The organism is Pelomonas nitida (genome assembly GCF_043555975.1).
GTDB lineage: Bacteria > Pseudomonadota > Gammaproteobacteria > Burkholderiales > Burkholderiaceae_C > Pelomonas > Pelomonas nitida.
In genome coordinates, this window is record NZ_JBIGIA010000004.1 from 314,317 (window position 1) to 331,845 (window position 17,529).

14 protein-coding genes are annotated in these 17,529 nt (G+C 68.8%); 10 read left to right on the forward strand and 4 right to left on the reverse strand.

Translation table 11 applies throughout. From position 1 onward, the window contains the following. Positions 1-53: 53 nt before the first annotated feature. Positions 54-671 (reverse strand): c-type cytochrome, encoded by a 618-nt coding sequence (locus ACG00X_RS07345; protein WP_394487412.1) that lies wholly within the window; start codon positions 669-671, stop codon positions 54-56. 69 nt (positions 672-740) lie between these two features. Here ACG00X_RS07345 and yihA point away from each other — a divergent pair, with 69 nt between their 5' ends. Further along, complete coding sequence (gene yihA, locus ACG00X_RS07350; protein ID WP_394487413.1) at positions 741-1,517, forward strand: ribosome biogenesis GTP-binding protein YihA/YsxC; 777 nt, start codon at positions 741-743, stop codon at positions 1,515-1,517. A gap of 3 nt (positions 1,518-1,520) precedes the next feature. Here yihA and ACG00X_RS07355 read toward each other — a convergent pair whose 3' ends face one another. Continuing rightward, positions 1,521-3,545, reverse strand: a complete 2,025-nt coding sequence (locus tag ACG00X_RS07355; RefSeq protein WP_394487414.1) for a DUF1631 family protein — start codon at positions 3,543-3,545, stop codon at positions 1,521-1,523. Between the two features lie 145 nt (positions 3,546-3,690). Here ACG00X_RS07355 and ACG00X_RS07360 point away from each other — a divergent pair, with 145 nt between their 5' ends. After that, positions 3,691-5,748, forward strand: coding sequence for an O-linked N-acetylglucosamine transferase, SPINDLY family protein (locus ACG00X_RS07360; protein WP_394487415.1), 2,058 nt, complete (start codon positions 3,691-3,693; stop codon positions 5,746-5,748). A gap of 99 nt (positions 5,749-5,847) precedes the next feature. On the opposite strand, the gene groL is transcribed toward ACG00X_RS07360, so the two are convergent. Both groL and ACG00X_RS07370 read right to left on the reverse strand, forming a co-directional pair. Continuing rightward, complete coding sequence (gene groL, locus ACG00X_RS07365) at positions 5,848-7,497, reverse strand: chaperonin GroEL (RefSeq protein WP_394487416.1); 1,650 nt, start codon at positions 7,495-7,497, stop codon at positions 5,848-5,850. 149 nt (positions 7,498-7,646) lie between these two features. Next, a complete protein-coding gene (locus ACG00X_RS07370) occupies positions 7,647-7,937 on the reverse strand; it encodes a co-chaperone GroES (protein WP_394400179.1) in 291 nt (96 codons plus the stop codon). Positions 7,938-8,276: 339 nt separating this feature from the next. Between ACG00X_RS07370 and ACG00X_RS07375 the strand changes: the two genes are divergently transcribed. The 8 genes from ACG00X_RS07375 to ACG00X_RS07410 all read left to right on the forward strand — a co-directional run bounded on the left by ACG00X_RS07375 (position 8,277) and on the right by ACG00X_RS07410 (position 17,529). After that, complete coding sequence (locus tag ACG00X_RS07375; protein WP_394487417.1) at positions 8,277-10,031, forward strand: EAL domain-containing protein; 1,755 nt, start codon at positions 8,277-8,279, stop codon at positions 10,029-10,031. 91 nt (positions 10,032-10,122) lie between these two features. Continuing rightward, positions 10,123-11,574 carry a sensor histidine kinase gene (locus tag ACG00X_RS07380; RefSeq protein ID WP_394487418.1) on the forward strand — a complete coding sequence of 484 codons (1,452 nt, stop codon included), beginning with the start codon at positions 10,123-10,125 and terminating at the stop codon, positions 11,572-11,574. Continuing rightward, positions 11,567-11,992 carry a response regulator gene (locus ACG00X_RS07385; protein ID WP_394487419.1) on the forward strand — a complete coding sequence of 142 codons (426 nt, stop codon included), beginning with the start codon at positions 11,567-11,569 and terminating at the stop codon, positions 11,990-11,992. Before ACG00X_RS07380 ends, ACG00X_RS07385 begins: the two co-directional genes overlap by 8 nt. Positions 11,993-12,406: 414 nt before the next feature. Continuing rightward, positions 12,407-12,838 carry a division/cell wall cluster transcriptional repressor MraZ gene (gene mraZ, locus ACG00X_RS07390; RefSeq protein WP_394487439.1) on the forward strand — a complete coding sequence of 144 codons (432 nt, stop codon included), beginning with the start codon at positions 12,407-12,409 and terminating at the stop codon, positions 12,836-12,838. Continuing rightward, on the forward strand, positions 12,838-13,788 hold the full coding sequence (rsmH, locus tag ACG00X_RS07395) for a 16S rRNA (cytosine(1402)-N(4))-methyltransferase RsmH (protein ID WP_394487420.1): 951 nt from the start codon (positions 12,838-12,840) through the stop codon (positions 13,786-13,788). The genes mraZ and rsmH overlap by 1 nt, the downstream gene beginning before the upstream one ends. Positions 13,789-13,932: 144 nt before the next feature. Beyond that, positions 13,933-14,196 (forward strand): cell division protein FtsL, encoded by a 264-nt coding sequence (gene ftsL / locus ACG00X_RS07400; protein ID WP_394487421.1) that lies wholly within the window; start codon positions 13,933-13,935, stop codon positions 14,194-14,196. Further along, the gene (locus ACG00X_RS07405; protein WP_394487423.1) at positions 14,193-15,983 is read left to right on the forward strand and encodes a peptidoglycan D,D-transpeptidase FtsI family protein; all 1,791 of its coding nucleotides are present in this window, start codon (positions 14,193-14,195) and stop codon (positions 15,981-15,983) included. Before ftsL ends, ACG00X_RS07405 begins: the two co-directional genes overlap by 4 nt. A 76-nt stretch (positions 15,984-16,059) precedes the next feature. Then, complete coding sequence (locus ACG00X_RS07410; RefSeq protein WP_394487424.1) at positions 16,060-17,529, forward strand: UDP-N-acetylmuramoyl-L-alanyl-D-glutamate--2,6-diaminopimelate ligase; 1,470 nt, start codon at positions 16,060-16,062, stop codon at positions 17,527-17,529.

Genomic DNA, 17,529 nt, shown 5'->3' on the forward strand with positions numbered 1-17,529 from the left:
AAAAGGCCGGTGAGTAACACCGGCCTTCGTTCAACAAGGCAGTTTGCGCGCGGTCAGCGCAGGCCGGCGATGTAGTCGGACACGGCCTTGATTTCCTTGTCGTTCATTCTCGCGGCAACGGCGGTCATCTGCGGCGAGTTGGTGCGCGTGCCGCTGCGGAAGGCGTTCATCTGCGCCTCGATGTATTCGCCATGCTGGCTGCCGATGCGCGGGTACTGGACCGGGATGCCCGAACCCGTCGGGCCGTGGCAGGCCGCGCATGCGGGAATGTTGCGTTCTGCAACACCTCCGCGGTAGATCTTCTGGCCCAGCTCCACCGTGTCCTTGTTCTTCGCGAAGCCGGGCTTGGCCGTCTTGGCGGCGTAGAAGGCGGCGACATTGCGGATGTCTTCTTCGGACAGCGGCGCGGCCATGGCGGTCATGACGGCGTTCTGGCGCTTGCCGCTCTTGAACTCGGTCAGCTGCTTGACGAGGTAGTCGGCGTGCTGGCCTTGCAGGATGGGGTTGGCCGGCGCGCCGCGAGAACCGTCGGCGACGTGGCAGGCCGCGCACACTTGAGAAGAGATGGCGCCACCCTTGGCGAGGTCAGGCTTGGCAGTGGCGGGCGGCTCGTTCGCAGAAGCCGTGGCGGCCAGCAGCAGACTCGACAGGAGGATGGCGACAGTCTTCATGGATTTGTTGGATCTCTAAGGGCGCAACCTTGCAATTTTACAATGCTGAACCACAGCGCCCGATCTGCCATGACCAACGAATTCCCTGATGCCGCTTCGCCGGAGCCCCTGACCGAGAAGCTGGCCCTGGCCTGGACGCACACTGCGCGCTTCCTGACGACCGCCAGCCAGCTCATCCATCTGCCGGCGACCGAGCTGCCCGAGATTGCCTTCGTCGGCCGCTCCAACGCCGGCAAATCGACCGCCATCAACACGCTGGCCCAGCAGAAGCGCCTCGCCTTCGCGTCCAAGACGCCGGGCCGCACGCAGCACATCAACCTGTTCGAGCTGGGTCCGAAGGACCGCGCGGATGCGTTGTTCGCCGACCTGCCGGGCTATGGCTACGCCGCCGTGGCCAAAGCCGCCAAGGTGCGCTGGCAGAAGGTCATGGCCGACTACCTCGCGGTGCGGCGCAGCCTGTCCGGCGTCGTGCTGATGGTGGACTCGCGGCTGGGCCTGACCGACCTCGACAAGCAGTTGCTGGAGTTCGTCGCCGCCCGCGTTTCCACGGGTGAGATCAAGCTGCTGGTGCTGCTGACCAAGTCGGACAAGCTCAACCGCAAGGAGGCCGACGCGATGCTGCGCGCGACGACCGACTACCTGGCCGGCATGTCCACCGAGGTGTCCGACGTGTCCGTGACGCTGTTCTCCGCGCTGAAGAAGAGCGGCGTGGGTGACGTGGCGCTGGCGCTGCGTGAGTGGGTGCTGGCGCACCGGCCCACGATGTTCGAACCCACGGTGGCGATCGAGCCGCTGGAGTCGCTCACCGCCGACGACGATGCCGAGGGCGCCGCGCCGGACGCCTGACGATCAACCGCCGTCGAGATCGCTCATCAGCGTGTCGACGGCGCGCTGGACGATGTTGTCGTCCTCCAGCGCCGCGATGAGGCCATTGGCCAGCAAGGCCTCCAGCGCGCGGCGCGTCAGCGGCAGGCGTTCATCCGCCTCGCGCCCGACGAACAACACGAACTGGCGGCCTTCGCTGATCCAGGCGATCTGCGCGGTGTGCCAGTCGCCCTGGATGAACATGTGGAACCAGCGGCCGATCTGCAGGGCGTCGATCCATTGCTGCAGTGCGGCGCGGGCGTCCGGCGAGTCCAGCTCCTTGTAGAGCTGCACCGGCACGGTGGGCAGTTCGGCGCGGTCGACGTCGGCGCTGAGCCATTGGGATGGCACGTGCGAGTCCCGCTCTTCCATGAGCCGATGGACGATCTCGTCGGCAGACATCGGGGCCACGTTGCCCGCGGCGTCGGGGCGTTGGCGGCGCACGCCGCCCTCCAGCGCCGGCAGCCCTTGCAGCAGCCGAGCGTGTTGCGCCATCAGCTCCTTGAGGGCTTGTTCTCGCCGGGACTGGGGCAGCTGGATGCTCTCGCAGCCCGCGTGGAACCGCTCGATGAGCACGGGCTGACGCATGCGCAGCGCCTCGCGGTCTCCCATGTCGCGCGGTGTGGTCAGGCTGTCGACGATGGCGTCGACGAACTCCATCGAAGCCAGCGCTTCCGGCGACTCGCGGCCATGGCGAACCATGGCGTTGACGATCACTTCCACCCACGCCGTCTGCAGGAAGCGGTGCACCCGCGGCGCGAGCGGCGCGTCGTCGATCTGGTGACCGATCTGCTGGCGAACGAGCTCACGCCATTCGGTGCGCTGCTGTTCGCGCTCCAGCGCCGCGAGCGCGCCGGCATCGAGCGCGCTGCTCTGGCGCGCCTGCTGGTCGATATGGGCATCGACGCGGGCCAGCACCTGCTGGAAGAGCGTGGCGGTGGGCGTCGGCGCGGCCACGAGGAGCTGGGTCTCGGCGTCCATGAAACGCAGGAACTCGACGAGGCGCGCGTCGTCCACGCGGTCGAATGCCATGCCGTGCGCGGCCACGCGGTTGAGCAGCGACCAGGTGGGGTGATCCTGCCGGCGCAGCAGCGACGTGTCGGCGCGCGCCAGCCGCACCACGGCGACCTGCAGCCGCCCGAGCAGCGCCTTCAGTGGCGGCAGCAGGCGCGGGTCGGCCAGGATCTGGTCGTAGAGCCGGCTGAGCATGTCCGGCCCGGTCGTGCGCACGAAGGGCTGCGTTGTGTTCGCGTCGCGTGCCGGCCCGGCGCTGAGCGTCTGCGGCCGCGAGTTGACGGCGTCGACGCGGCGCGACAGGCCGTCCAGCGTGCCGGGCTGCGTCCGTGCGCCGATGCCGTGCGCGGCAGCCAGGCGCTGGTGGGCGTGGGGGTCGGTCTGGGGGCTGCCGTGGGAGGCCACCATGTCGCCGATGTTGGCCGCTTGCAGAGCGGCGCAGGCGGCCACGTACTGGCGGTGCAGCAACTGCGCCAGCGGCAGCGCCGCCACGCGCATCAACTCGTACTGCACCTGGGCATTGACGGGGCTGGCGGCCAGGGCGCGGTGCAGCGCATGCGCGTAGAGCGCCGGGCGCAGCGGGTTGTCGCGCTCGCGCGCGCGCGCGATGCCGCGCAACGCGGCGTAGAAATTGCCGATCTGGTGCAGCTCGGCGCGGCTGGCGTCGTCGGCGGCATGGGTGACGTGCGCGATGGCGACGTCCTGCAAGGCCTGGTGCTCGTCGACGAGGCTGAGCCCGGCGCCCAGGCCGCCGCCCTGCAGCGGACGGTACAGCGGGTCCTCCCCGCGGCGAGCGGCCTGCAGCAGGTCGATCAGACGGTCCTCGAAGTGGGCCGCGAACTGCGTGCGAACCTTGCGCCAGAACTCGCGCAGCGCGAAGTGCTGGGGCTTGGCGTCGATTTCACCCTGCACGACATTGAGCAGTTCGCGGGCCAGCGGGCCGGCCTCTTTCAAGGCTTGGTCGATCAGGTGATGGGGGTGCAGGCTGGCGGACATGGACTCGAGGCAACAATGAGACGAGATTATCCGGCGCCCCCTTCGCCATCCATGGCCCGCCACCCGCGCCGAACGGCTTAGTTGCATGGCAAACACGTCAGTTCAGGACCTATTCACGCTTTTTCGAGCCGGTCGCCATGCCGACATGGCAAGCCGAGCCCGCGAATTGCTGGCGCTGCAACCGCAGGACGGGCAGATCTGGAAGGCGCTGTCGGTGGCGCAGCAGTTGCTCGGTGAGGATGCCCAGCCGGCCCTTGAGCGCGCGATGCAGCTCTTGCCCGGCGATGCGGAGCTGGCCGCCAACCTCGGCGCGCTGCTGGCGGCGCGCGGCCGGTGGCGCGAGGCCCGTGCCGCGTACGAGCAGGCACTGCGGCTGCAGCCGCGCCTGGCCGGTGCGCACAACAACCTGGGCAATGCGCTGCTGGCGCTGTCGCTGCCGCAGGAGGCGCTGCAGGCCTTCGAGCGTGCGCTGACGCTGCAGCCCGGCCTGAGCGCCGCGCTGGGCAACCGGGCGAGGGCGCTGCTGGCGTTGGGGCGGCATGCCGAGGCGGCCGACGCGTTCGGGCAGGCCGTGATGGCACAGCCGCGCGATGCCGCGCTGCGGCTGCACGCGGCGACGGCGCTGCTGGCCGCGGGCCAGCCGGTGCAGGCTGCAGCGGCGCTGCGGGGTGCGCTCGCGCTGGCGCCGGGCCATGTGGAGGCCTGGGAGCAGGTGTTGCGGCTGGATGCCGGCCACGTCGAGGCGGCCTGCAATCTGAGCCTGCTCAGGCCGGCGCGGGGCGAGGCCGTGCTGGGGGCGGCGTTGGCGCTCGCCCCCGCGCCCGAGCGCCGGGCGGCGTTGCTGGCGAACCTGGGCGGCTTGCGTTTGGCCGATGACCGCTTCACCGACGCCGTGGCGGCCTACCGCGCAGCGCTGGCTGCCGCGCCGCAGTCGCCGCAGGCGCTGAGCAATCTGGCCCAGGCCTTGAAGCGCCAGGGCGCGCTCGACGAGGCCGACGCGGTGCTCGGGCGGCTCATCGAGCAAGACCCGGCCCGGCTGTCTGCGCGCAGCGATCGCCTGTTGTTGCGCACCTACCGGGGCCTGGAGACTGCGGCAGAGGCGGCGGCGTTTGGCCGGGCGGCGCAGGCACCGGCCGTGGCGCACGCGGCCCGCGGGCCGGGGCCCTTGCGCGTGGGCCTGTTGTCGGCCGACCTGCGTCAGCACCCGGTCGGCCGGCTGGCGCAGGCCTGGCTGCCGGCGCTGGCGGCGCGCTGCGAGCTCTTCGTCTATGCCAACCAGCGCGGCGACGATGCGCTGACGCGCCGGTTGCGGGGCGCCACGCGGCATTGGCTCGGCGTGACGGAGATGGACGATGCCACGTTGGCCGAACGCATCGCCGCCGACGGGATCGACATCCTGCTGGACCTCAACGGCCACACGGGCGGCCATCGGCTGGGCGTGCTGGCCCGGCAGCCGGCGCCGCGGCAATTCAGCTGGCTGGGCTATGCCGGCAGCACGGGGCTGGCCGGCATGGCGGGCTTCATCGGGGATTGCTGGCTGTTGCCGGACGCGGCCGGTGCCTTGTTCAGCGAACCGCTGCGCCGGCTGCCGCACAGCTTCACGGTCTATGCACCGCCGGCCGATGCGCCGGCCGTGACGGCGCTGGGCGGGCAGCCTTGCTTTGGCAGCTTCAATGCGCTGCACAAGCTGGGCGACGACGTGCTGGCCTTGTGGGCCCGCGTGCTGGCGGCGGCGCCGGGGAGCCGGCTGCTGGTCAAGGCGCCGGGGTTGCAGCACGAGGCCGAGCGCGCGGCGTTGCGGGCGCGCTGGCCCGGTGATGCGAGCGCGCTGCTGCTCGAGGGCCCGGCGTCGATGGCGGGCTACCTGGCCGCTTTCGGCCGCGTGGACATCGCGCTGGACCCGTTCCCGCACAGCGGCGGCATGACGACGCTGGACGGCTTGTGGATGGGCGTGCCGGTGCTGACACTGCCCGGTGCCGCGCCGATCTCGCGCCAGGGTCTGAGCTTTCTGCAGACGCTGGGGCTGGCGGACGACTGGGTGGCTGCCGATGGGCCGGACTTTGTGCGCCGTGCTGCCGCGCGCATCGCTGATCGGCAGGGGCTGGCGCGGTTGCGTGCCGAGTTGCGTGATCGCATGGCCGCCAGCCCGTTGTGCGACGCGCCGCGTTTCGCCGCCGACCTGCTCTCACTGTTGCAGGCATGAGGCCCGCCGTCGTCGCTGCTGTGGCGTCGCCATAAAAAAAGGGGCTGCTCGCGCAGCCCCTTCTCGTTTGTCAGCGACGGGTGTGTCGCCGGCTTGGACTTACATGTCCATGCCGCCCATGCCACCCATGCCGCCCATGCCACCAGGCATGCCGCCGCCGGCAGCTTCTTCCTTCGGCGATTCGGCGACCATGCACTCGGTCGTCAGCATCAGCGAAGCGACCGAAGCGGCGTTCTGCAGCGCGGTGCGGGTCACCTTGGTCGGGTCCAGGATGCCCATTTCGATCATGTCGCCATAGGTGCCGTTGGCGGCGTTGTAGCCGTAGTTGCCCTTGCCTTGCAGCACGGCGTTGACGACGACCGACGACTCTTCACCGGCGTTGTAGACGATCTCGCGCAGCGGGGCTTCGATGGCCTTCAGGATCAGCTTGATGCCGGCGTCTTGATCAGCGTTGTCGCCCTTGATCTCGCCAGCAGCTTGCTTGGCACGCAGCAGGGCCACGCCGCCACCGGCGACGATGCCTTCTTCAACGGCGGCACGGGTGGCGTGCAGCGCGTCTTCCACGCGGGCCTTCTTTTCCTTCATCTCGACTTCGGTGGCAGCACCGACCTTGATGACGGCTACGCCGCCGGCCAGCTTGGCCACGCGCTCTTGCAGCTTCTCGCGGTCGTAGTCGCTGGTGGCTTCCTCGATCTGGATGCGCACTTGCTTGACGCGGGCTTCGATGTCGGCAGCAGCGCCGGCGCCGTCGATGATGGTGGTGTTTTCCTTGCCCACTTCGACGCGCTTGGCCTGGCCCAGGTCGGCCAGCGTGACCTTCTCGAGCGTCAGGCCGACTTCTTCGGCGATGACCTTGCCGCCCGTCAGGATGGCGATGTCTTCCAGCATGGCCTTGCGACGGTCACCGAAGCCAGGCGCCTTGACGGCGACGACCTTCAGGATGCCGCGGATGGTGTTGACCACCAGCGTCGCCAGGGCTTCGCCTTCGACTTCTTCGGCAATGATCAGCAGCGGACGGCCGGCCTTGGCCACTTGCTCCAGCGTGGGCAGCAGGTCGCGGATGTTGCTGATCTTCTTGTCGAACAGCAGCACGAACGGGTTGTCCAGAATCGCGGCCTGCTTCTCGGGGTTGTTGATGAAGTAGGGCGACAGGTAGCCGCGGTCGAACTGCATGCCTTCGACGACGTCCAGCTCGTTGTTCAGGCTCTTGCCGTCTTCGACGGTGATGACGCCTTCCTTGCCGACCTTGTCCATCGCGTCAGCAATGATCTGGCCGACGTCGGCGTCGCTGTTGGCGGAGATGGTGCCGACCTGGGCGATTTCCTTGGAGGTTGTCGTGGCCTTGGAAGCGGCCTTCAGCTGGGTCACCAGGGCGGCGACCGCCTTGTCGATGCCGCGCTTCAGGTCCATCGGGTTCATGCCGGCGGCCACGTACTTCATGCCTTCGCGGACGATGGCTTGAGCCAGCACGGTGGCGGTGGTGGTGCCGTCACCGGCGTTGTCAGACGTCTTGGAAGCGACTTCCTTGACCATCTGCGCGCCCATGTTCTGGAGCTTGTCCTTCAGCTCGATTTCCTTGGCCACGGACACGCCGTCCTTGGTCACGGTGGGGGCGCCGAAGGAGCGCTCGAGCACCACATTGCGGCCCTTGGGGCCCAGGGTCACCTTGACCGCGTTGGCCAGGATGTTGACGCCCTCGACCATGCGGGCACGGGCTTCGCCGCCAAAGATCACGTCTTTTGCTGCCATTTGATTCTCCGAATACTTAAATTGGGGTCAGAGTCGAATTCTCTGAATCAGCTGAGGACAGAGTTCGCGCCGTGCGCTTCGGTCTGTCCCGCAAGCCACTTGATCAGCGAGGACGGAGCATCACGGCGTGATGGTCCATCCCCGGATCATTACTTTTGAACGACGGCGAAGAGGTCTTCTTCGCGCATGACCAGCAGCTCTTCGCCGTCGACCTTGACGGTCTGGCCCGAGTACTTGCCGAACAGCACGCGATCGCCGACGACCACGTTCAGGGCCACGAATTCGCCCTTGTCGTTGCGCTTGCCAGGGCCGACGGCCAGGACTTCGCCTTGGTCAGGCTTCTCGGCGGCGTTGTCGGGGATGAAGATGCCGGAGGCGGTCTTGGTTTCCTGTTCCAGGCGGCGAACGATCACGCGATCGTGCAGGGGGCGCAGCTTCATGGGGGCTCCTTCAGAGTTTGAATCGCGGCGGCCACGGCTCGATGGAGCTGCGGCGCGCCGAAAAAACGGGGCCTGTATTGGCGGCCCGATTTCGTTAGCACTCGAATGCGGAGAGTGCTAGCAGCCTCAGATTATAGGGACGGCAGGCGACGATTCAAGGGGCAAAGGCACCCGCAATGCTGAGGGTGATCGGCCGGTCGCCCCGGTTGCCGGCAGGGTTGCGAGTGACACATTCGAATTCGCCCACGATATGCTGGGTGATCGGAATATTCCTGACTGCCGGACATGGCCCAAGTCTCATCAGGTACCGAAAGCGTGGACCGATCCGATCGCCTTGGGATGCCGGTCCACGCGCTGGTCATCGACGACGATGACGTCGACCGCGAGAAGCTCAAACGCCTGCTCAAGCGCTGCCGCCCCGGAGTCGATGTGGCCGAGGCCAACAGCAAGGTGTCGGCGCTGGCCGAGCTGCGCGGGCAGGCGAAGAACTTCTCCTTCATCTTTCTCGACTTCAAGCTCGACGACGGCGATGGCCGGGACTTGCTGCCCGACATCTGGCAGCTGGTGGGCTCGGACTGTGTCGTGATCGCCGTCACGGGCTATGGCTCCGACCGCGCGGCGGCAGACGCCATCAAGCTGGGCATCCACGAATACCTCAGCAAGAACGAGCTGACCGGCGAGCGCGTGGCGGTTGCCATCCGCGACGGGCTGGACTGGATCGAGGGTCACCAGCGCGCCCGTGTGGCAGAGCAGGAGCTGATCCACCGCAGCCTGCACGACGCGCTGACCGATCTGCCCAATCGCCATCTGTTCCTTGATCGCATCGAGTACCACTGCGCGCAGCAGCGCCGCGATGGCCATGCTTTCGCGCTGCTGATGATCGACCTGGACCGCTTCAAGCAGGTGAATGACGAGTTCGGCCACTTGCTGGGGGATGAGTTGCTCGTGGAGGTGGGGCGCCGTCTGCGGGAGGGCGTTCGTGAGGTCGACACGGCGGCGCGGCTGGGCGGCGACGAGTTCGCCGTGCTGCTGCCGGGCGTCGCCACGCTCGATGTCGCCGAGGCGGTCGGCCGCAAGCTTGTCGGTGCGCTGGAGGCGCCCATGGCCCTGTCTTGTGGGCCGCTGAGCATTGCGGCCTCCATCGGCATCGTCGTGGCACCCCAGCATGGGCACGACGTCACCACGCTGCTGTCGCGGGCGGACCAGGCCATGTACCGCGCCAAGCGCAACCTCGACAAGGTCATGCTCTACGACGACCTGGAGCCGGGCAGCACCAACATCCTCGACCGCATGGTGCTGATGGGTGAGATGGAGTTGGCGCTGGAGCGGGGCGACATCCAGTGGCACCTGCAGCCCAAGGTCGATCTGGCGGCGTCGCGGCCGACGGGTTTCGAGGCGCTGGCCCGCTGGCGCCACAGCCGCTTCGGCCCGATCGCGCCGGACGCCTTCATCACGGCGATCGAGGGGTCCAAGCTGATCTGGCCCTTCACGCTGGCCACCATCGACGCCGCGCTGGGCCATTTGCAGCGGCTAGGGCCGACCCACCCGCACCTGAGCATTTCGGTCAACGTGTCGGCGCGGGTGCTGCAGCAGCCCGGGTTGGTCGAGCACGTCATCCAGAAGCTGGACAGCGCCGGCATCGACCCGCGCCGGCTGGTGCTGGAGCTGACGGAGACGGCGCTCATCAGCAACCCCAGCCAGGCGCGCAAGGTGCTCGACGAACTGGCAACGCGCGGCATCGATCTCTCCATCGACGACTTCGGCGCCGGCTTCACGTCGTTCGGTTATCTGCGCGACTTCATGGTGCGCGAGATCAAGATCGACAAGTCCTACATCCTGAACCTGACGGAGCGCAGCTTCGACCAGTCGCTGGTCACCTGCCTGGCGGTGTTTTGCGAGGCCCGGGGCCTGCGGCTGGTGGCCGAAGGGGTGGAGACGCCCGAATGCCTGGCGCGCCTGCTGGAACTGGGTTGTCGCTACGGGCAGGGTTACGGCATTGGCCGGCCGATGACCATCGATGCGGCGCTGACGTGGATCGTCGAGCAGGAAGCCGGCGCGGGCGATGGCGCCCTTGCGCCGCCGCTCGAGGACTGACAGGGGTTGCCGCGCGCGCCCCTGGCGGGGCAGCGCCGGCCGGCCATCACGACCATGGGCGGAGCGAGAACCGCCGGGGAAGGGGCAGCACATGAGCGCAGAAGCCGTCACCTCGATCGACATGTCCTTGCTGGCGAACGCGCTGCCCATCGGCATCGCCATCGCCGATGCGGATGGCGTGCTGCTGTTCGTGAACGCCGAGATGGCGCGCATGGCCGGCTATGCGGTGGACGATCTCGTGGGCCGCAGCGTCGACGAGCTGCTGCCGCAGCGCCATCGTGCGGCGCATGCGCAGCATCGGGCTGATTACGAGCGCGCTCCCGGCCCGCGGGCGATGGGTGCCGGCCGCGAGCTGTTCGCGCTGCGGCGCGACGGCTCCGAATTTCCGGTCGAGGTCGGTCTGCGGCCGCTGAGCTACGCGGGCCGGCAAGCCGTGCTCGCCACGATCATCGATTGCACCGAGCGGCGGCAGATCGAGTCGGGCTTCCGCGCCGTGATCGAAGCCGCGCCCTACGGCATGCTGATGGTCGACGACCGTGGGCACATCGTGCTGGCCAACGAGCATTTGCGCAGCACGTTCGGCTATGCCGAGTCGGAGCTGGCCGGGAGGCCGATCGAGACGCTGCTGCCGGATCGTCACCGGCAGGCCCACGTGGGCATGCGCGACGCCTTCCTGAAGGCGCCCAGCCGCCGCAACATGGGCGAGGGACGCGACCTGACCGGGCTGCGCAAGGACGGTGTCGAGATCCCCGTCGAGGTGGGGCTCAGCTCGGTGACGACGGCGCGGGGGCGCATGGCCCTGGCCTCCGTGGTGGACCTGACGCGCCGCAAGCGCGCGGAGATGCAGCTGCGCGACGCGAATGCGCAGCTGGAGGAGTTCGTCTACGTCGCCTCGCATGACCTGCGCTCGCCGCTGCGGGGCATCAGCCACCTGGTCGACTTCATCCGCGAAGACCTGCCCGGTGACGTCGATGCGTCGGTCGGCAGCCACCTGGACCGCATGCACGAGCGTATCCACCGCATGGAAAACCTGATCGAGGACCTGCTCGTCTATGCACGCGCTGGCAAGCGCTCGGGCAAGTACGAGCGCATCGAGTTGGCGGCGCTGGTGGACGACCTCGTCAGCCTCGACCCGCCGCCGTCGACGATGGCCGTCGTGACCGACCTGCAGGCCCAGCCCTTCGATGGCGCGCGCACGCCGCTGGCCACCGTGCTGCGCAACCTCTACTCGAACGCCATCAAGCACCATGACACGGGGCAGGGGTGCCTGCAGCTGCGCTCGCGCGACGAGGGTGAGCATGTCGTGATCTCGGTGCAGGACGACGGCCCGGGCATCCCCGAGGTGGTCCAAGGCAGGGCGTTTCGCCTGTTCCAGACGCTGACCGCCTCCGAGCGCAAGGGCTCCGGCCTGGGGCTGGCGGTTGCCAAGCGGCTCGTGGAGGTGCATGGCGGTCACATCGATCTCGTCTCGCGCGACGGCCAGCGCGGCACCACCTTCGTCGTCCGCTGGCCGCGCTTCATAAGGAGTGACCTGGATGACTGAATCTACGCTCAACGTCCTCGTGGTGGACGACGACGACCTGACGTCGGAGATGGTGCTGCGGGCTTTGCGCAAGGTGCCGGGGCAGTTCCGCGTGCTGGCGGCGGCGGATGGCCAGATCGGCCTGGACATGCTGAGGGGGCGTGGCGCCGAGCCCATGGGCCGGCCGCTCATCGTGCTGCTGGATCTCAACATGCCGCGAATGAACGGCTTCGAATTCCTCGCGGCGATCCGCCAGGACGCCCAGCTGCGCGACAGCGTCATCTTCGTATTGACGACGTCGGATTCCGATGCCGACCGCTCCCGCGCCTACCAGGAGCTGATCGCCGGCTACATGGTCAAGTCGGCCGTCGGCCCGCAGTTCAGCAAGCTTGCCGGGCTGATCAACGAGTTCTCCCGCGTGGTGAAGCTGCCGGCCTAGCGCCGCAGCGGGGCGCCTGAGAGCGCGGCGTCGCGTCCGGGGCGCTGGCCACTGGCCTGCTGCCGCCCGTGTGCGCGATGCGCGATGCGGCACGCGGCGGCCGGCGGCTTTCTTGCGGCGCCGGCCAGGCCCATGGCCAGCGTCCGACACCCGCGACCACCGGTTTCGCCAGGTTTCGCCGACCTGCAACGTGGGGGTGGCTGGCTGCCGCTTGGCCGCGAAATCTAAAGCTGCGCCTCTCAATACTTCGCCAAGTCCTTATTTCTGAACACTATTTTCCGCGATACTGTTTATTTGTACAGTATTCCGTAAGTGCTTGATTTCATTGCAAAAACGACCCGTCCAACCTTGACCCTGCCTGTTGCGGCGCTTAAAGTGGGAGAAAGTGTTGTTTCGTGGTGAAAAGTGTCGGAAATCGTCTTTCAAGGGGCCTCCAACTTGGTGCTTGACGCCAAGGGGCGCCTGGGCGTTCCCGCGCGGCACCGTGAAGTGCTGCAGCTGCTCTGTGAGGGGCGGCTGACGATCACGAAGCACCCCGACGGCTGCCTGATGCTGTTCCCGCGTCCCACCTGGGAAGTCTTCCGCGACAAGGTCGCGGCGCTGCCGATGTCGGCGGCCGGCTGGAAGCGCGTGTTCCTGGGCAATGCGATGGACGTCGAGATCGATTCGGCGGCGCGCGTGCTGGTCTCGCCCGAGCTGCGCGAGAGCGCCGGGTTGGACAAGGACGTCGTGCTGCTGGGCATGGGCAGCCACTTCGAGCTGTGGGACAAGAAGACGCACGCGGCCCAGGAGGCCGAGGTGCTCGCCGGGCCCATGCCTGACGCACTCAAGGATTTCAGTTTCTGATGGGCACCCAGGTGAACGAGAGCGCCACGTTCCGCCACACGACCGTGCTGCTGGACGAGGCGGTGGAGGGCGTGCTCGCGCGCCCGGACGGCGTCTATGTGGACGGCACGTTCGGCCGTGGCGGCCATTCGCGCGCGCTGCTGGCCCGGCTGGGGCCGCAGGGGCGCTTGATCGGCATCGACCGCGACCCGGAGGCCGTGGCGGCCGCCGCGGCGATCACGGACGCGCGCTTCTCCATCGTTCACGCCGGCTTCGCCGACATGGCCGACGAGCTGGCGGCGCTGGGCGTGCACCAGGTCGACGGCGTGCTGCTGGATCTGGGCGTGTCCAGCCCGCAGATCGACAACCCGGAGCGGGGTTTCAGCTTCCGCTTCGACGGGCCGCTGGACATGCGCATGGACACGACGCGCGGCGAAAGCGCGGCGGACTTTCTGGCACGCGCTGACGAGCGCGACATCGCACGGGTGATTCGGGACTATGGCGAAGAACGGTTTGCTGGCCAGATTGCAAAGGCGGTTGTTGCTCGCCGAGAAGCCGGTGCGCCGCTCACGCGCACCGACGAACTGCGCGAACTCGTGGCTCGCACGGTCAAGACCCGTGAGCCCGGCCAGGACCCGGCCACGCGCACCTTTCAAGCTCTTCGGATTCATGTCAACGGCGAGCTTGACCAGCTGGACCAGGGACTGAAGTCGGCGCTGCGGCTGCTGGCGCCGGGCGGGCGGCTGAGCATCATCAGCTTTCACTCGCTGGAGGACCGGCGTGTGAAGCAGTTCATCGCCGCGCACAGCAAGACCGAGGTGGACCGCCGCGCACCGTTCGCACCGCCACCGCCGCTGGCGCTGAAGGCGCTGGGGCGCGTGATGCCCAGTGACGCCGAGGTGGCGGCCAACCCGCGTTCGCGCTCGGCCGTGCTGCGCATCGCCGAGCGCACCGATGCGCCGCTGAAATGATGCCCCTCGTCCACAGCCCGCTTTGGCCCACCCACCGAGGGGGTGGTGATGCTTGCCGGTTCGACCGGCAAGCGCATCGCCATGACGGGCCGGCTGGGGCGTGGCCCGGCGTTCGGCCTGAAATGACGGGGAGCAGGGGCTGACATGGCCAAGCTCAACCTCGTCCTCATGCTCGCCGTGCTGGCCAGCGGCCTGGCGTTGGTGCACAGCGCCTACGAGTCGCGCCGCCTGTTCGCCGAGCGTGACCGCACCAAGGCCGAAGGCCAGCGCCTGGCGGCGGATGCGGAACGGCTGAAGGCCGAGCGCCATGCGCAGGCGACGAATCTGCGCGTCGAGCAGGTCGCACGTGAGCGGCTGGGCATGCGGGTCATCACGCCGGCGGTCGTGGCATCGGGGGTGAACCCATGATCCGCGGCGACAAGCAGGCGGGCGCGCGCGCGCTGGGCGCCGGGCGCGGCGTCAGCTACTCGAGCAGCCCGCTGCTGGCTTCCAAGACGCCGTCGTGGCGCTCGCGTTTCCTCGTGGGGCTGCTGGGGCTGGCCTTCGTCGGCCTGCTGGCGCGTGCCATCTACGTGCAGGTGCTGCACAGCGATTTCTTCCAGAAGCAGGGCGAAGCGCGCTACGCGCACACGCTGGAATTGCCCGCCACCCGCGGCCGCATCAAGGACCGCAGCGGCCAGGTGCTGGCGTCCAGCGTGGCGGTGCCGTCGATCTGGGCGATCCCGAAGGACGTCGACACCGACCCCGACAAGCGCCGCGAGCTGGCCAAGGCGCTGGGCATGTCCGACCGGGAGCTGGCCGCCAAGCTCAACCCCGAATCGCGTTTCGTGTGGCTCAAGCGCCTGGCGGATGACGACACGGGCAAGGCGGTGAAGGCCATCGGCCTCAAGGGCGTGTTCCAGGACCGCGAATACCAGCGCACCTACCCCGAGCGCGAGACCGCGGCGCATGTGGTGGGCTTCACCGGCGCCGAAGACCGGGGCCAGGAAGGCATCGAGCTGGCGTTCCAGAAGGAGCTGCAGGGCAGGGAAGGCTCGCGCTCGGTCGTGCGCGACCGCCTGGGCCGCGTGGTGGAAGACATCGGTGACGTCGTGCCGGCGGCCAACGGCCAGGACATCGACCTCTCCATCGACTCCAAGGTGCAGTTCTTCGCCTACCAGCGCGTGCGCGACGCGGTGCTGGAGAACAAGGCCAAGGCCGGCTCCGTCGTCGTGCTGGACACGCAGAGTGGCGAAGTGCTGGCGCTGGCCAACTACCCCAGCTACGACCCCGGCAATCGCCAGAACCTGTCCGGCGAGCAGCTGCGCAACCGCGCGATGACCGACGTGTTCGAGCCGGGCTCGACGATGAAGCCCTTCATCGCCGGCCTGTCGATGGAAACCGGGCGCAGCACGCCCGACACGCTGGTGGACACCGGCAACGGCCGCTACGCCTTCCAGGGCTCGGTCATCAGCGACACGCATGCCCACGGCCTCATTCCCGTGCGCGAGGTCATCAAGTTCTCCAGCAACATCGGCGCCACCAAGCTGGCGATGCAGATGGAGCCGCGCGAGATGCACGAGATGTTCACGGCCATCGGCCTGGGCCAGCGTCCGCAGATCAGCTTCCCCGGCGCCGTCAGCGGCAGGCTGCGGCCCTACAAGACCTGGCGCCCCATCGAGCAGGCGACGATGAGCTACGGCTACGGCCTGTCGGCCTCGTTGTTCCAGCTGGCGCGCGCCTACACGGTGTTCGCACGCGATGGCGAGATCATCCCCGTCAGCATGCTGCGCCAGCCGCACGACCACCCCGTGCCCGGCATCCGCGTCTTTTCACCGAAGGTCACGCAGGACCTGCGGCTGATGCTGCAGGCCGCTGCCGGCCCCGGCGGCACGGCGCCCGAGGCCCAGGTGCCCGGCTACAGCGTGGGCGGCAAGAGCGGCACGGCGCACAAGCAGGAAGGCAAGGGTTACGCCAGCCACAAGTACCGCTCGTGGTTCGTCGGCATTGCCCCCGTCGGCAAGCCGCGCATCGTCGTGGCCGTCATGGTGGACGAGCCGACGGCTGGCAGCTATTTCGGCGGCAAGGTCGCCGGCCCCGTGTTCAGCCAGGTCACGGCGCAGACGCTGCGCCTGCTGGGCGTGCAACCCGACCTGGACGTCAAGAGCCAGATCGTCGCCAACAAGAACGCCGTGGCCACCGAAGAAAGTTTCTAGACATGCTGCCCCCACGCTCGCTTCGATCACTGCCCCCGATGGGGGGCTCATCGCCCTTGGGGCGGCCCGGCGGTCAATGATGTTGACCCGTTTGAAATCCCCCGAGGCCGCCGCGCGCTGGCTCGCCGAATGGTGCACCGGCACGCTGCGCACCGACAGCCGCCAGGTGCAGCCGGGCGACGCCTTCATCGCCTGGCCCGGCTACGCCCGCGATGGGCGTGAGTTCGTGGCCGATGCACTGGCCGCAGGCGCGGCCACCTGCCTGGTGGAAGAGGCCGATGTCGATCGTTTCGGCTTCGTGGATGCGCGAGTGGCCTCGTTGCCCGGCCTGAAGGCCCGCACCGGCGAGATCGCCGCGGCCTTCTTCGGCCGGCCCACCGAGGCGCTGGACGTCATCGCCGTCACCGGCACCAACGGCAAGACCTCGTCGGCCTGGTGGATCGCGCAGGCGTCGGCGGTGCTGAACAAGCGCTGCGGCGTCGTCGGCACCCTCGGCATCGGCGAGCCGCCCAAGCTGGACTACAACGGCCTGACCACGCCCGACCCCGTGCTGCTGCAGGCCGCCTTCGCCCGCATGCGCGACCAGGGCTTCGCGGCCTGCGCCATCGAGGCGTCGAGCATCGGCATCGTCGAAGGCCGGCTCGCCGGCAGCGCCATCCGCGTCGCCGTGTTCACGAACTTCACGCAGGACCACCTCGACTACCACGGCGACATGGACGCCTACTGGGTGGCCAAGCGCGCGCTGTTTGGCTTCCCCGGCCTGCGTGCGGCCGTCGTCAACCTGGACGACGCCAAGGGCGACGCGCTCGCGGCCGAGCTGACGGCGCTGGACGTCTGGACCACCGGCGTCGAGCGTCAGGACGCCCGCCTGACCGCGCGCGGCCTGCACTACACCGGCGAGGGCCTGGCCTTCACGCTGCACGAGGGCCCCGAGGCCATCGCCGTGCAGACTGGCCTGATCGGCGACTACAACGCCGCCAACCTGCTGGGCGTGGCCGGTGCGCTGCGCGCGCAAGGCCATGCGCTGGCCGACGTGGCCCGTGCGCTGGCGCGCGTGACGCCGGTGCCTGGCCGCATGCAGCGCGTGGGCAACGGCCGCGAGCTGCCGCAGGTTGTTGTCGACTACGCGCACACGCCCGATGCGCTGGACAAGGCGCTGTCGGCGCTGCAGGGCCTGGCCCAGGCGCGCGGCGGCGAGCTGGTCTGCGTGTTCGGCTGCGGCGGCGACCGCGACCGTGGCAAGCGCCCGCAGATGGGCGCCATCGCCGCGAAGCTGTCGGGCCGCGTCGTCGTGACGACCGACAACCCGCGCACCGAGGTGCCGGCGCAGATCCTGGCCGACATCACGGCCGGCGCGCCGGATGCGACCGTCATCGAGGCCCGCGAGGAAGCCATCCGCGCGGCCATCACCGAGGCCGGCGCGCGCGACATCGTGCTCATCGCCGGCAAGGGCCATGAGGACTATCAGGAAGTGCTGGGCGTGCGCCGGCCGTTCTCCGACGTGGCAGAGGCGCGCGCGGCGCTGCTGGAAAGGTCGGGGCTTTGA